Source organism: Microcystis sp. M20BS1 (assembly GCF_020245305.1).
Classification (GTDB): Bacteria; Cyanobacteriota; Cyanobacteriia; order Cyanobacteriales; family Microcystaceae; genus Microcystis; species Microcystis ichthyoblabe_A.
The window spans coordinates 13710-27808 of record NZ_JADBUZ010000117.1; the positions used below are offsets into that span (position 1 = coordinate 13710).

Consider the following 14099-nt stretch of genomic DNA (forward strand, 5'->3'; position numbering starts at 1 on the left):
CACTAAACTGGGATTTTTCGAGAAAGTAGGTTATAATATTAATAGCTTCACTAGAAGAAAAGAAATATAGTTTAGAACAGCCAGAAAGTATTGATACTAAGTGAATTTAACTAGGTGTTGTTTACCTAGTTCGACTTATTCTAACTATTCATTTTTTGAGATTTCCCGTCCACAAAACCAACCTGAAAAATCACCATAACTTACCATCAAAGGATACCTAATGAGTCAAGATAAAACCCAAGCAAAACTAAAGATCATTCCCCTAGGAGGATTACACGAAATCGGCAAAAACACCTGTGTTTTTGAATACGATGATGAGATTATTCTCCTGGATGCTGGTTTAGCTTTTCCTTCCGATGATATGCACGGGGTCAATGTAGTGCTTCCCGATATGACTTATCTAAGAGAAAATCGCCATAAAATTAAGGGTATGATCGTCACCCACGGTCACGAAGATCATATCGGTGGCATTCCCTACCATCTCAAACAATTTGATGTACCAATTATCTACGGTCCGCGTCTAGCGATGGCTTTATTGCGGGATAAATTGGAAGAAGCAGGATTGGCAAATCGTACCAAATTAGAAACCGTTGCTCCTCGGCAAATGGTGCGTTTAGGTAAATCTTTCATGGTGGAATATATCCGCAATACCCACTCGATCGCCGATAGTTTTTGTGTAGCAATTCACACTCCTTTAGGGGTAGTTATTCACACAGGAGATTTTAAAATTGACCATACTCCCGTCGATGGCGAATTCTTTGATCTGCAAAAAATTGCCGAACATGGCGAGAAAGGGGTGCTATGTTTATTGAGTGATTCCACTAACGCGGAAGTACCCGGTTATACTCCCTCGGAAGCTTCCGTTTATCCCGGTTTAGAGCGGGTTTTTAACCAAGCAACGGGACGGATTATGATCACTACCTTTGCTTCCTCGGTGCATCGGATTAATCTGGTGTTGAAATTGGCCCAGAAATTTAACCGGAAAGTGGTGGTAGTGGGTCGATCGATGTTAAATGTCATCGCTCATGCGCGTAATTTGGGGTATATCAAATGTCCCGACGATCTATTTGAACCCTTAAAAGCGACCCGCAATTTAGCCGATGAAAAAATCGTCATTTTAACCACAGGATCCCAGGGAGAAACTTTAGCGGCCATGACGCGGATTTCTAAGGGTGAACATCCTCATATTCGCGTGCGTCAGGGGGATACGATTGTCTTTTCCGCTAATCCGATTCCGGGTAATACCATCGCTGTGGTCAATACAATTGATCGCCTGATGATGCAGGGTGCTAACGTGGTTTACGGACGCGATAAGGGAATTCACGTTTCTGGCCATGGTTCCCAAGAAGACCATAAATTGATGCTATCTTTGACCCGGCCGAAGTTTTTTGTGCCAGTGCATGGAGAACACCGAATGCTGGTCAAACACGCTCAGATGGCCCAAAGTATGGGGATTCCCGCCGAAAATATGGTAATTGTCAAAAATGGTGACACGATCGAGTTAACTGGCGATCGCATTGCCATCGGCACACCAGTGCCTTCGGGAATCGAGTTAGTCGATCAAGCGGGTGTGGTCCACGAACACATTATGCAGGAAAGACAACAGTTAGCCGAAGATGGTGTGATTACGATCGCATCCTTCGTTAACGGTGAGGGACAATTAAGCGCACCTCCAGAGATTAATTTGCGCGGTGTGGTCACAAAAGTGGAAATCCCGCTGCTGAATCAGTTAATTATTCGGGCGATCGAACGCTGTTTAAGCGATCGCAGTAGTGAATTTAAAACTGCCACGGGGGACCCAGATTGGGCCGGTTTGCGGGCCGAAATCGAGACGACTTTGCAGCGTTTAATCAAACGGGAGTTAAAGAGTCAACCTCTAGTGATTTTCCTCCTGCAAGCGGCGGCAACGGAACCAGCGAACAATCGTACTTATCGCCGCCGCCGTCCCGCAGCTACCATGGCCTCCTAATATCAGTGAGCAGTAAACAGTGAGCAGTAAACAGTGATCAGTAAACAGTGAAAAGATGGCAAGAAACTGCTATTTAATACTGGTCACTTAACACATACTGCTCACTTAAAACTCAAATCTGATAACTGATAACTGATAACTGATAACTGACCATGTTCCATGCTGCCGATTTGCGATCGCTGCTGACCGCCGTTGCCAGGGGAGAAATTAACCCGGAGACAGCCTTAGATAAACTTAAACATCTGGCCTTTGAACCGGTGGAAGACTTCGCTAAAATTGACCATCATCGTCAATTAAGGACGGGATTTCCGGAGGTTATCTGGGGGCCGGGTAAAACCACCGCTCAAATCGCCCAAATTATCCATGTTTTGCGTCAAAATAGTCCCGTGGTTATGGCCACCCGCATTGAAGCAGAGATAGCAGTCCAGCTACAGGAACAGGTAACAGACTTAGTTTATTATCCCTTAGCCCGCATCTGTGCCATTGCCGCAGCCGCTCCAGAAAATCCCCCAAAAGGGATAATTTCCATCCTAACGGCGGGAACTGCCGATATTCCCGTAGCGGAGGAGGCGGCGGTTACTGCTCAATTATGCGGTTTTTCCGTGCAGCGTCTCTGGGATGTGGGAGTAGCGGGAATTCATCGCCTCTTGAATCATCGCCATCTACTGGATGCCGCCGATGTGTTAATTGTTGTTGCGGGAATGGAAGGAGCCTTACCAAGTGTGGTAGCGGGATTAGTTGATCGCCCGGTGATCGCCGTTCCCACCAGTATCGGTTACGGAACCAGTTTCGGCGGTATTGCTCCTTTGTTAACTATGCTCAATTCCTGCGCGGTCGGCATCGGTGTGGTTAATATAGATAATGGTTTTGGGGCTGCCATGTTAGCCGGCCAAATTTTACGCACGGCGGCAAGATTAGCCTAGATTTTCCTTCATCTCAGACTGAAAATCCTATACAGTTGGTATAGGGATAAACTACTTTGAAAAAGAAGCCGATATGCACCTAAGTGAAATTACTCATCCCAACCAGTTACATGGTTTATCACTCCGTCAATTAGAAGATATTGCCCGTCAGATTCGCGAAAAACACCTCCAGACGATCGCCGCTACCGGTGGACATTTGGGACCGGGGTTAGGAGTCGTAGAACTAACGATCGCCCTTTACCAAACCCTCGATCTCGATCGCGATAAAGTCCTTTGGGACGTGGGACACCAAGCTTATCCGCACAAACTCCTCACCGGTCGCTATAACGATTTTCACACCCTGCGCCAAAAAAATGGCGTTGCGGGCTATCTAAAGCGTTGCGAGAGCAAATTTGACCATTTTGGGGCTGGACACGCCTCCACGAGCATTTCTGCGGGGTTAGGAATGGCTTTAGCCCGGGATGCCAAGGGGGAAGATTTCAAGGTAGTATCGATCATCGGGGATGGTGCTTTAACCGGGGGTATGGCCCTAGAAGCGATTAACCATGCTGGACATTTACCGAACACCAACATCATGGTTATCCTCAACGATAACGAGATGTCCATTTCCCCCAACGTCGGGGCAATTTCCCGCTATCTCAATAAAGTGCGTCTGAGCGAACCCGTCCAGTTTATCGCCGATAATCTCGAAGAACAATTGAAACACCTACCCTTCTTCGGTGACTCCCTCACCCCCGAAATGGAACGAGTCAAAGAAGGGATGAAACGGTTAGCAGTTCCCAAAGTCGGCGCTGTCATTGAAGAATTGGGCTTTAAATATTTTGGCCCGATTGATGGTCATAATATTCCCGAATTAATCGCCACTTTTAAACAGGCCCATAAAGTCCAAGGACCGGTTTTCGTCCACGTTGCCACCGTTAAAGGCAAAGGCTACGAATGGGCCGAAAAAGATCAAGTGGGTTATCATGCCCAAAATCCCTTTAATTTAGCCACGGGTAAACCGATTCCCTCCAGTAAACCGAAACCTCCGGCTTATTCCAAAGTTTTCGGGCATACTCTCACCAAATTAGCGGAAAATGACCCGCGCATTATCGGTATCACCGCCGCCATGGCTACCGGGACAGGATTAGATAAATTTCAGGCAAAACTGCCGAAACAGTATATCGATGTGGGAATTGCGGAACAACACGCGGTTACTCTCGCCGGTGGTCTTGCTTGCGAAGGAATGCGCCCGGTTGTCACCATTTACTCTACTTTCCTGCAGCGGGCTTTTGATCAGATTATTCATGATATCTGCATTCAAAATCTACCGGTTTTCTTTTGTATGGACCGGGCCGGTATTGTCGGGGCCGATGGACCGACCCACCAAGGGATGTACGATATCGCCTACCTGCGTTGTATCCCCAATATGACCATTATGGCCCCGAAAGATGAGGCAGAACTGCAAAGAATGGTCGTAACGGGGATTAATCATACCAGCGGCCCCATTGCCATGCGTTACCCCCGGGGCAACGGTTTAGGGGTTCCCCTGATGGAAGAGGGTTGGGAAGCTTTACCCATCGGTAAGGGCGAAATTCTCCGCAGTGGCGATGATGTTCTCCTGTTAGGATACGGCACGATGGTCAACACTTCCCTACAGGTGGCCGAAATCCTCAGCGAACACGGCATCGAGGCCACAGTGGTTAATGCTCGTTTTGTCAAGCCCCTTGATACAGAACTTATCTTTCCCCTTGCCCAACGTCTTGGTAAGGTGGTGACTTTAGAAGAAGGTTGTTTGATGGGTGGTTTTGGTTCTGCGGTTTTGGAAGCTTTACAGGATGCTAATATTCTAGTTCCAGTCAAACGTTTCGGGGTTCCCGATAAATTAGTGGACCACGCAAAACCAGAGGAATCTTTCGCTGATTTGGGTTTAACCAGTCCCCAGATTGCCCAACAGGTTTTAGCGGCATTTTTTAGCCAAAAACAAACCGCTAACGTTGGTTAAAATCTCAAGATTAGCTTGGCCAGTTTTCCCGAAAAATTAGGGAAGACTGTTTTTTTTTGCTCTAGATAATATCATCTTCAGCGCTCATTTTTGATAGACAAAAGTTATTGCTGTCACCCCAAACACAAGTTTACTGTCCCACCCGCCAAATTTTGATAGTTTGGTCACCACTTCCACTAGCTAAATAGCGGCCATCGGGACTATATGCTACTGAATAAACCCGGTAAGAATGACCAGTAAGAATACGCAGTTCTTTTCCCGTTGCTACCTCCCAAATTTTGATAGTATTGTCCCAACTACCACTAGCTAAATAGCGGCCATCGGGACTATATACCACTGACTCAACCCTGTCAGAATGACTGGGAAGGGTACGCAGTTCTTTTCCCGTTGCCACCTCCCAAATTTTGATAGTATTGTCCGAACTACCACTAGCTAAATAGCGGCCATCGGGACTATATGCTACTGACCTAACCCCGCTAGAATGACCAGTAAGGGTACAAAATTCTGTTTCCGTTGCCACCTCCCAAATTTTGATAGTATTGTCCCAACTCCCACTAGCTAAATAGCGGCCATCGGGACTATATACCACTGAGTAAACCCCGCGAGAATGACCAGTAAGGGTACGCAATTTTTTTCCCGCTGCTACCTTCAAAATTTTGATAGTTTTGTCACTACTACCACTAGCTAAATAGCGGCCATCGGGACTATATGCTATTGAGTTAACCGAGTCAGAATGACCAGTAAGGGTACGCAATTCTTTTCCCGTTGCTACCTCCCAAATTTTGATAGTTCTGCCATTACTCCCACTAGCTAAATAGCGACCATCGGGACTATATACCACTGACAAAACCGAGCTAGAATGACCAGTAAGGGTTTTATCTAAGAAGCGAAGACTAGATAAATCAGATATTAATAATTGAGGACTAGCAGGAAACTCTAGATATTTAAAATAACCGTAAGCTTGTGTTATTCCTACTCCTAATAACAAAACTCCGCCAAGAGCTATCATTAGATTTGGTGTTGGAGGCATAGATTGAAGACCGGCGGGAAACTGCTTATATTTCAAATAACCATAAACTTGCGTTATTCCTACTCCTAATAACAAAACTCCACCAAGAGCTATCATTCTATTTCTAAGCTTATTATTTTTAACCGGTTGTACAGGTGTAGGAAGTAACTTTAATTGCCGTTCAATCTCATCCAAACGCTGTAAAATAACCCTAGTATTAGCTGGCCTATTTCTGGGCAATCTTCCCATCAACTCATCAATAAAATCCAACAATAACGGGTGAATATTTTCCGTTTCTTCTCGCCAAGATAAAACATCATTAATCGGATCATAAATTTCTAAGGGATGTTTTCCGGTTAATAAATGCACAAAAGTTCGTCCTAAAGCATGAAAATCTGATTGAATCACCGCTTGGCCATGTTGTTGTTCATTGGGGGTATATCCGGCTGAGGTAATACCTGTCACCTGTTGACCTTTTACCTTTTGATGATAGGTTTGGGTTTCTTCCCTTGCTGTGCCAAAATCAATTAACACCAACTCGCCACTATTCCGCAACATGATATTAGGGGGTTTAATATCTCGATGCAGCCAATTCTGTTGATGAATTTTATCGAGAATTAAAGTAATTTCTCTCAGCCATTTAAAAGCCCGTTTTTGACTTAACTTATCATACTGGTTGAGCCACTGTTCTAAATTAATCCCCTCCACTTTTTCCATAACTAAACAGTGTAATATTTTCCCCTCCCTTGTGGAATATTGAAAATAGGCATCTGCGCGAGGAACACCGGTGACATTTTGACGACTCAACTCTAATAAAACGTCATATTCCCGTTTAAATAATTCCACTGCTTTCGGTTCATTATTCCATTTTTCTTGTAATACCTTGAGGATTTTGGCTGTAAAACCTTCAAAAGCCTCATAAACAACGCCAAAACCAGTCGTATCACTCAATAACCGACTTACCCTATATTTACCATTTAACAACAACTCAGAGCCGCAACTTTGACAGTAACGAGTATTCGAGTTATTATTACTCGGATGGTCTGGTTGAGAACAATCGGGATTAATACAGTAACAGGGTTTCATCTCGGCTATCAGTTATTTTATTGGGTTAATAATTGCAAGTTTTCCCTCCCTGACCTTGATAGCATTTTATCATAAGTAAGTAGTTATGATTAAATTGAAGAGAGATATTGCATTTTTCAAAACGTCGTGGTTTGTAGGTTGATTCATGAATCAACGCTCCCTAGGGTTCTTTCACTCTCTCCAATGTCATTCTCTCCAATCCTTATCTGGCAACGTTTTTAGTCGATTTATCGGAATAAATAGCTGAAAACCCCCCCGTGCATTAGTTTTTCGGAGGGATGCTTACAAACAGCTGCTGATATATCTGTAATAATTTAAGAGTCACTGATAATTGCTGATTGTCGGTATTTCTGCAAATCTGAGATGCAGCCAAATTATCCCCCCAAATTAGAAGGATAAATTATCAGTTTTCTCCCGGATTTTACCCTATTCATTCATATTACGATAGGTAGCCACTGCCGAGGGAGAAATGCGATTGAGATAACGGAAAATCCAATATTTTAAGACTGTATCCAAGATAACGGGAAAAGTGGCGATAAAGAGAAAATTAAACTGGCGATTTTCTGGTAAACCGAAATGACGACTTAACCCTTCTAGGATCACTTCCCAACCGTGGGGAGAGTGGAAACCGACAAATATATCGGTAAAAAGAATAATTAAAAAAGCTTTAGCTGAATCGCTAAGATTATAGAGAATGCCATCCAGAAAAGACTTGACAATCTCAATTTCTCGACGACTAAAAGCGACAACACAACCAAAGGCAATCAGGGAACAAATATCGGCGAAAATATTAGCGATCGCATTTAAACCTCGTTGGCGAAATTCTTCACTTAGTACCGCTGCTTTTTTGGTAATTTCTCCCTCGATTTCTTCGTTAGATAATTTGGGTGCTAAACCAATCATACCTCGAAAATGTAAAGCTTCCTCAAATCTTCTCAATTCCGAAAAAGCTTCTTCTTCTAAATCCTGATTGATAAAAATAAACTGTTCCTGTTGTTGGAAATATTTATTAACCAAGGGGGTAATTAGGAAAGTTTTGGTTAATTGCTGGGTTAATAAAGGAACAATAATTAACAGTAAAATAAACTTGAGGGAAATGGCTGTTTTATAACGAGAATTGCGAAATTTCTTTAAAACTGCCTCCTCCGATTCCTCCGCTTGGGGATCAATTTCCTGTTTAATGCGATTAAAAGTGTTGACAAAAGAACGGGGCAAAACCCCCGGTTTTTCCGTAGCTTTTTGGGATTTATTACTTTTGATTATTTCCTCATCTTCAATACTACCCGCCGCTAAAAAAGAGCGATTCCTGGAAGTTTTATTTTTGGCTGTTTCCTGCTCAAAATTTCGGTTCTGGAGACTTTTGGGGACATCTTCAATATCTTCTTGCCAATAATTATCTTGATATTTTCCGATAACACTATCGATAAACTGAAGTTTTTTCAGACAAACATCTGTGGTGACAGTAATCACCCCATTACTAATTGTCGGTTGATTGGGTCCGAAGGTATTAACGATCGAGCGACTAGCTTTAAACTCCGTCAATCTGACTTTAATTTTTTGCAGATAACCTTTAACTTCTGCGATAAAATAGGAATTAGTGCTGCGGCCATAATTCGAGAATTCATTCGCCACTTTTCGCCCTTGAAAATGCTTGTCTTCTATCTCCTTAATCTTCAAAGCTGCATGATACGCCTCATCTAAAGAACGTTCAGGAGTTTGTAATAACCATTGATTAACACCTTGCAAAATCCGATTAAGATTCATAGGAAACAATTACTTCCACAAGGGAGAAAAGCTAGAGTACCGATCAGTTATCTTAACAAATACAATCGAGAAAAAACGATGTCAATCATACCAATTTGGATCGAAGGTGGCACGCGATCAGGAAAAACCACCACTTTAGTCGGGGAATTTCGGCGCTGGGTGTCTCGCGATCGCTCAAAATCATCCCCCCTTCCTCGATCGATCTTAGTTTTCGCTGCCAACGATGATAATAAACGGGAATTAGCTGATCGATTAGCCATTGCTGTTAGGGGTAGCTATCCGATTCTCTGTAAAACCCCTTTAGGTTTTCTCACCGATGAAGTCATCCTGTTTTGGCCGTTAATTTTCGAGTTTTTGGAGCTAAAAGCGCAATTTCCCCGCCGATTACGCCCAGAAACGGAGCAGGAACTCGCCACCCGTCTCTGGCAACCAGCAATCGCCGAATTCTTCCAGCTTACTAGCATAAATGAATATCGTTTCGTGCGTCAAGTTCTCGATTTGTTACAATTAGCCGGTGCTAGTGGTGTTCCCGCAGAAAAGATACCCGAAAGATTAGCCGAAGGATTATCAGAAACAGATCTAAAACGAGTTTTAGCGATTAATGAGCAGGAAACACCAGAAAAAGTAGGAGAATTAATCATTCAATGGCGTGATTGGTCTCTAGAACGTGGTTTATTAAGTTATGGTATCATCTACGAACTCTATTGGCGCTATTTATTTCCTGATAGTCGCTATCAACAGCAACTATTAAAACGCTTCCGGGGGGTTTTTGCGGACGATGTGGACGATTATCCGGCTATTGCCAAGGATTTACTCAGTTTTTTCCTCGATCATGATTGTTTTAGCGTTTTTACCTACAATCCCCAGGGAAAAATCCGCTTAGGATTAACTGCCGATCCCGATTATCTACACGAATTAGAGAAACGCTGTCAAATTATGTCATTATCTACCACTGAGGGGTTAGCTGCTCAGTTTAGCGAGACGATTCTCTCCCTAATCAGCGACGGTAACTATCTTGGCAATCTTCCCGATCAATTCATCTCCCTGCAAACCACCTCTCGCGCTGAATTGTTACGGAAGACAGCCACAGCTATTATTCAAGCAGTCAAGCAAGGAACAGTAAAACCCGAAGAAATCGCCGTTATTGCCCCCGGTTTAGACGAAATCGCCCGTTATAGCCTGATGGAAATTTTAACCGGTGCCGGGATAGCCGTTCAACCCCTGAACGAACAACGACCCCTGATCAGTTGTCCTCTGATTCGGGCATTATTGACCCTTCTCGCCCTTGTTTATGAAAATTTGGGGCGTTTAGCCCCCCAAGAGGCTATAGCGGAAATGCTGGTGATTTTTAGCCGTTATCGCTGGGATGAAGAACAAAATTTAATTCCCGATATCGATCCGGTTCGCGCTGGATTAATTGCCGATCATTGTTATCAAGTGGATCTGGAAAATCCTCGTTTATTAGCGATCGAAACTTTTCCCCGTTGGGATCGCTTAGGACAAAAAGCTTGTACTGCCTACGAAAGAATTTGTCACTGGATCGAAGGGATGAAAAAACGGCAGCAGGAAGCCAAACTTTTCCCGATTTTTGTCTTAAATCAAGCGATCGAACAATTATTAAACGATGGGGAAAATTTGCCCTTCGATCACTTGGCAGCTTTGCGAGAATTAATGGAAACTGCCCAACATTTTTGGGAGATCGATCGCCGTTTGCGTGAGAGTGAACCCTCTTTTCAAAGTCCCAGCGAAACTATTAGTCAGTTTATCCAACTTTTGCGCCGTGGTACAATTACCGCTAATCCCTATCCTGTGCGACAATTTATTAAATCTTCCTCAGCAGTTACCCTAGGCAATATCTTTCAATATCGTTCTTTTCGTTCTAGTCATCGTTGGCATTTTTGGCTAGATTGTTCTTCCCCACTCTGGGAACAAGGAGGTGCTGCTACTCTTTTTGCTGCGCCAATTTTTTGGCGAAAAAGTCCCTATCAACCCTGGACAACGGAAGCAGAATTAGAGGAAAATCAGGACCGTTTACAGAGAGTTTTAAGGGATTTATTAGCAAGGGTAAGCGAAAAAGTTATCCTCTGTCACAGTGATTTAGGAGTATCGGGAACCGATCAAACTGGACAACTTTTATCCTTAGTACAAGCGGCAAAAGAATATGATTAAGCACTAGAAAAAAATTAACTTCTTGGTTAGGAGAGGCAATAGGCAATAGGCAATAGGCAAAGGGGGGGTTAGATATGTGTAATTAATTTTGCTTAGGTACTTAGTAAAAGGATTGGGGGAGATTCAGCTAATCTAAGGATAGGCGGTTAAGATGCGTCTGAGCTTATAACCTAATTTGGTCTTGACGACCGGCCAAGCTCTTGACTATCTAAGTAGGTAGGCGTTAAAAGTTGTCAGATGCCCCCCTTATTAAGGGGGGATTAAAGGGGGGACTAAGGGGGGATCGGCACACCCCTTATCAAGGGGGGCAGGGGGGATCGAACCTAAAATCCATTTTTAATTTAATTATAACCAGCTACTTAAATTAGCCGTTAAGACTGCACCGGAGTGTCAGAGTGGGGAGCAGGGAGAGGAAGTTTGAGCATTTGTACTAAAATTGTTAATACGCAGTTTAAATTCAGTACAGTTTACCCACTCTCTGTGTGCGAGAATAGCCTGTGTGAAAAACCTAGGTAATTGTTATGGTTGCACCTATACAAAATAGGCAGTTTAACGGGTTGTCTAGCCAAGAAGCTAGTGAGCGCTTGAAACAGCACGGCTACAACGAACTCCCCTCAACTCAGCATCGTACTTTTTTAACCATCGCCCTAGACATTATCCAAGAGCCGATTTTCCTGCTCCTAATTGCCTGTGGTGTCATCTACCTCTTTTTGGGTGATGCACAAGAAGCTCTAATTTTACTGGGGTTTGTCTTTTTTATTATTGGCATCAATCTTTACCAGGAGCAAAAAACGGAACGTTCTCTAGAAGCACTGCGGGACTTATCCAGTCCGCGGGCCTTGGTGATTCGAGATGGGGAACGGCAGCGGATTGCCGGCCGGGAAGTGGTACAGGGCGATCTGATCGTGGTGGAGGAGGGCGATCGCGTTCCTGCGGATGCGATTTTGCTGTGGTCCACTCACTTGACGATTGATGAATCGCTGTTAACCGGAGAGTCTGTTCCGGTCAGGAAACGCACCATCCAGCTAGAAGAAGACCCGAAGCAGCTTTCAGCCACCTTGAGACCGGGTGGAGACGACTTACCCACTGTCTATTCTGGCACTCTGGCGGTACAAGGGCAGGGCATTGCCCAGGTGCAAGCAACGGGCATACATACTGAAATGGGAAAAATTGGCAAAGCTCTGCAAACGGTTGAACCGGAAGACACGGTCTTACAAAAAGAAACCCGTCGCATTGTCGGTAAATTGACGATGATCGCGCTGGCCATTTGTGCGGCGGTGGTCGTGATTTATGGATTAACCCGGGCCGATTGGTTGCATGGCTTTTTGGCAGGATTAGCCCTGGCGATGGCAATTTTGCCCAATGAAATTCCGGTGGTGCTGGCCATCTTTCTGGCTCTGGGAGCGTGGCGATTCTCGCAAAAACAGGTACTAACCCGTCGCATTCCAGTGGTTGAAACCCTGGGTTCTGTCACCGTTCTTTGTGTCGATAAGACTGGAACCCTGACATTGAACCAAATGGCCGTCAAACAATTGTTGGTTTACAGCGGCTCCAATGCTTATCTGTACGATGTGACGCTCCACGAGCGCGAACCCTTGCCCGAAGTCCTTCATCCCCTGATCGAGTTTGGTATTCTAGCGAGTCGCAAAGATCCCTTTGACCCGATGGAGAAAGCGTTGCAGCAAATTGGTTGGGATTACCTAGCCAAGACTGAACACCTGCATAGCGATTGGCAACTACTGCGCGAATATCCCCTGTCCACCGATCTCTTGGCCATGTCCTGTGTCTGGGAATCCCTGACGGGGGAGCTTACCGTTGCGGCAAAAGGGGCCCCAGAAGCGATCGCCGATCTCTGCCATTTCAGCCCGATTCAACAACAGGAGCTTGTCGAACAGATCCAGGCAATGGCCGGAGAGGGTTTGCGAGTTCTGGGAGTTGCCCAAGGACGCAAAATGGGAACATTACCCAAAACTCACGCTCTTGAGTCATCCGGGCCTCTAGCCTACTTAGAATCTGACGATCGCTTACCTGTTCAACAACACGACTTTGAGTTTGAATTTGTGGGACTGATCGGACTGGAAGACCCCGTGCGTCCTACTGTGGCACCTGCGATCGCCGAATGCTATGGTGCGGGAATTCGCGTTATGATGATTACGGGTGATTATCCGGTAACAGCCCAGAACATTGCCCGTCAGATTGGACTCACGCCTTTAGACAAGGTGATCACCGGTAGGGAACTGGAGCAAATGGGTGAGTCGGAACTGCGCGATCGCATTCAAAGCACCAACATCTTTGCCCGTGTCGTCCCCGAACAAAAACTATTGATTGTTAATGCACTGAAACGCTCCGGGGAAATTGTGGCCATGACTGGTGATGGTGTCAACGATGCCCCGGCCCTCAAGTCTGCTCATATCGGCATTGCCATGGGTGAACGAGGTACGGATGTAGCGCGCGAGTCTGCCGATCTGGTTCTGTTGAAAGATGATTTTTCGTCCATCGTCGAATCGGTCAAACTGGGCAGACGTATCTTTGACAACCTGAAAAAGGGGATGGCCTATACCTTGGCCGTTCACGTTCCGATCGCGGGTATGTCCTTGATTCCAGTCATGTTTGGCTGGCCCTTGGTGCTACTCCCGATCCACATTGCCTTTCTGCACTTAATTATCGATCCGGCCTGCACGGTTGTGTTTGAAGCTGAACCGGCAGAAAGCGATATTATGCGTCGCCCCCCCCGTAATCCCAAAGAACCCTTGTTCAGTCGTCGGACGTTGCGATTAGCCTTGCTTCAAGGAACCAGCGTTTTAGTGGTACTGGTTATTGTATTTGCGATCGCCTATAGCAACGGCAATAGTGAATTTAATGCTCGTGCCTTAGCATTTACGACATTGATTATCTCTAACCTGGCTATGATTCTCACCAATCGTTCCTGGTCCCGAACGATTCCAGAAATGCTCCAAGCTCCTAATCGGGCTTTGTGGTGGGTGATCGGCGGTGGACTGCTGTTTTTGGGATTAGTTCTCTATGTTCCTTTGTTACGACACCTGTTCAGCTTTTCATTTCTACATACTGATGATTTGCTGGTCAGCTTAGTTTCTGGAGTTGTCAGTATTTTCTGGTTTGAAGGACTAAAACTGTGGAACCGTCGGCACTTGAACACCCAAAAATAAAAGGCATCATATAGCGTTTTTCAGTCGG

At 44.9% G+C, this 14099-nt stretch carries 7 protein-coding genes; 5 read left to right on the forward strand and 2 right to left on the reverse strand.

The features are described from left to right. Positions 1–220: 220 nt before the first annotated feature. The 3 genes from IM507_RS12685 to dxs all read left to right on the forward strand — a co-directional run bounded on the left by IM507_RS12685 (position 221) and on the right by dxs (position 4876). Positions 221–1969: a ribonuclease J gene (locus IM507_RS12685; RefSeq protein WP_069475725.1), complete on the forward strand. Its 1749-nt coding sequence runs from the start codon at positions 221–223 to the stop codon at positions 1967–1969. 152 nt (positions 1970–2121) lie between these two features. Beyond that, positions 2122–2892 carry a nickel pincer cofactor biosynthesis protein LarB gene (larB, locus tag IM507_RS12690; protein WP_024969506.1) on the forward strand — a complete coding sequence of 257 codons (771 nt, stop codon included), beginning with the start codon at positions 2122–2124 and terminating at the stop codon, positions 2890–2892. A 73-nt stretch (positions 2893–2965) separates the two neighbouring features. Continuing rightward, positions 2966–4876 carry a 1-deoxy-D-xylulose-5-phosphate synthase gene (gene dxs, locus IM507_RS12695; RefSeq protein WP_002737111.1) on the forward strand — a complete coding sequence of 637 codons (1911 nt, stop codon included), beginning with the start codon at positions 2966–2968 and terminating at the stop codon, positions 4874–4876. Between the two features lie 130 nt (positions 4877–5006). On the opposite strand, the gene IM507_RS12700 is transcribed toward dxs, so the two are convergent. Both IM507_RS12700 and IM507_RS12705 read right to left on the reverse strand, forming a co-directional pair. Next, positions 5007–6971, reverse strand: coding sequence for a serine/threonine-protein kinase (locus tag IM507_RS12700; RefSeq protein ID WP_287637112.1), 1965 nt, complete (start codon positions 6969–6971; stop codon positions 5007–5009). 426 nt (positions 6972–7397) lie between these two features. Next, positions 7398–8735 (reverse strand): proton extrusion protein PcxA, encoded by a 1338-nt coding sequence (locus tag IM507_RS12705; RefSeq protein ID WP_103111855.1) that lies wholly within the window; start codon positions 8733–8735, stop codon positions 7398–7400. A gap of 78 nt (positions 8736–8813) precedes the next feature. Between IM507_RS12705 and IM507_RS12710 the strand changes: the two genes are divergently transcribed. Together IM507_RS12710 and IM507_RS12715 are read left to right on the forward strand one after the other, a co-directional pair. Next, on the forward strand, positions 8814–10904 hold the full coding sequence (locus tag IM507_RS12710; protein ID WP_069475730.1) for a PD-(D/E)XK nuclease family protein: 2091 nt from the start codon (positions 8814–8816) through the stop codon (positions 10902–10904). Positions 10905–11425: 521 nt separating this feature from the next. Further along, entirely contained in the window at positions 11426–14071 is a 2646-nt protein-coding gene (locus IM507_RS12715) for a cation-translocating P-type ATPase (RefSeq protein WP_287637114.1), read from the forward strand. Positions 14072–14099 lie beyond the last annotated feature (28 nt).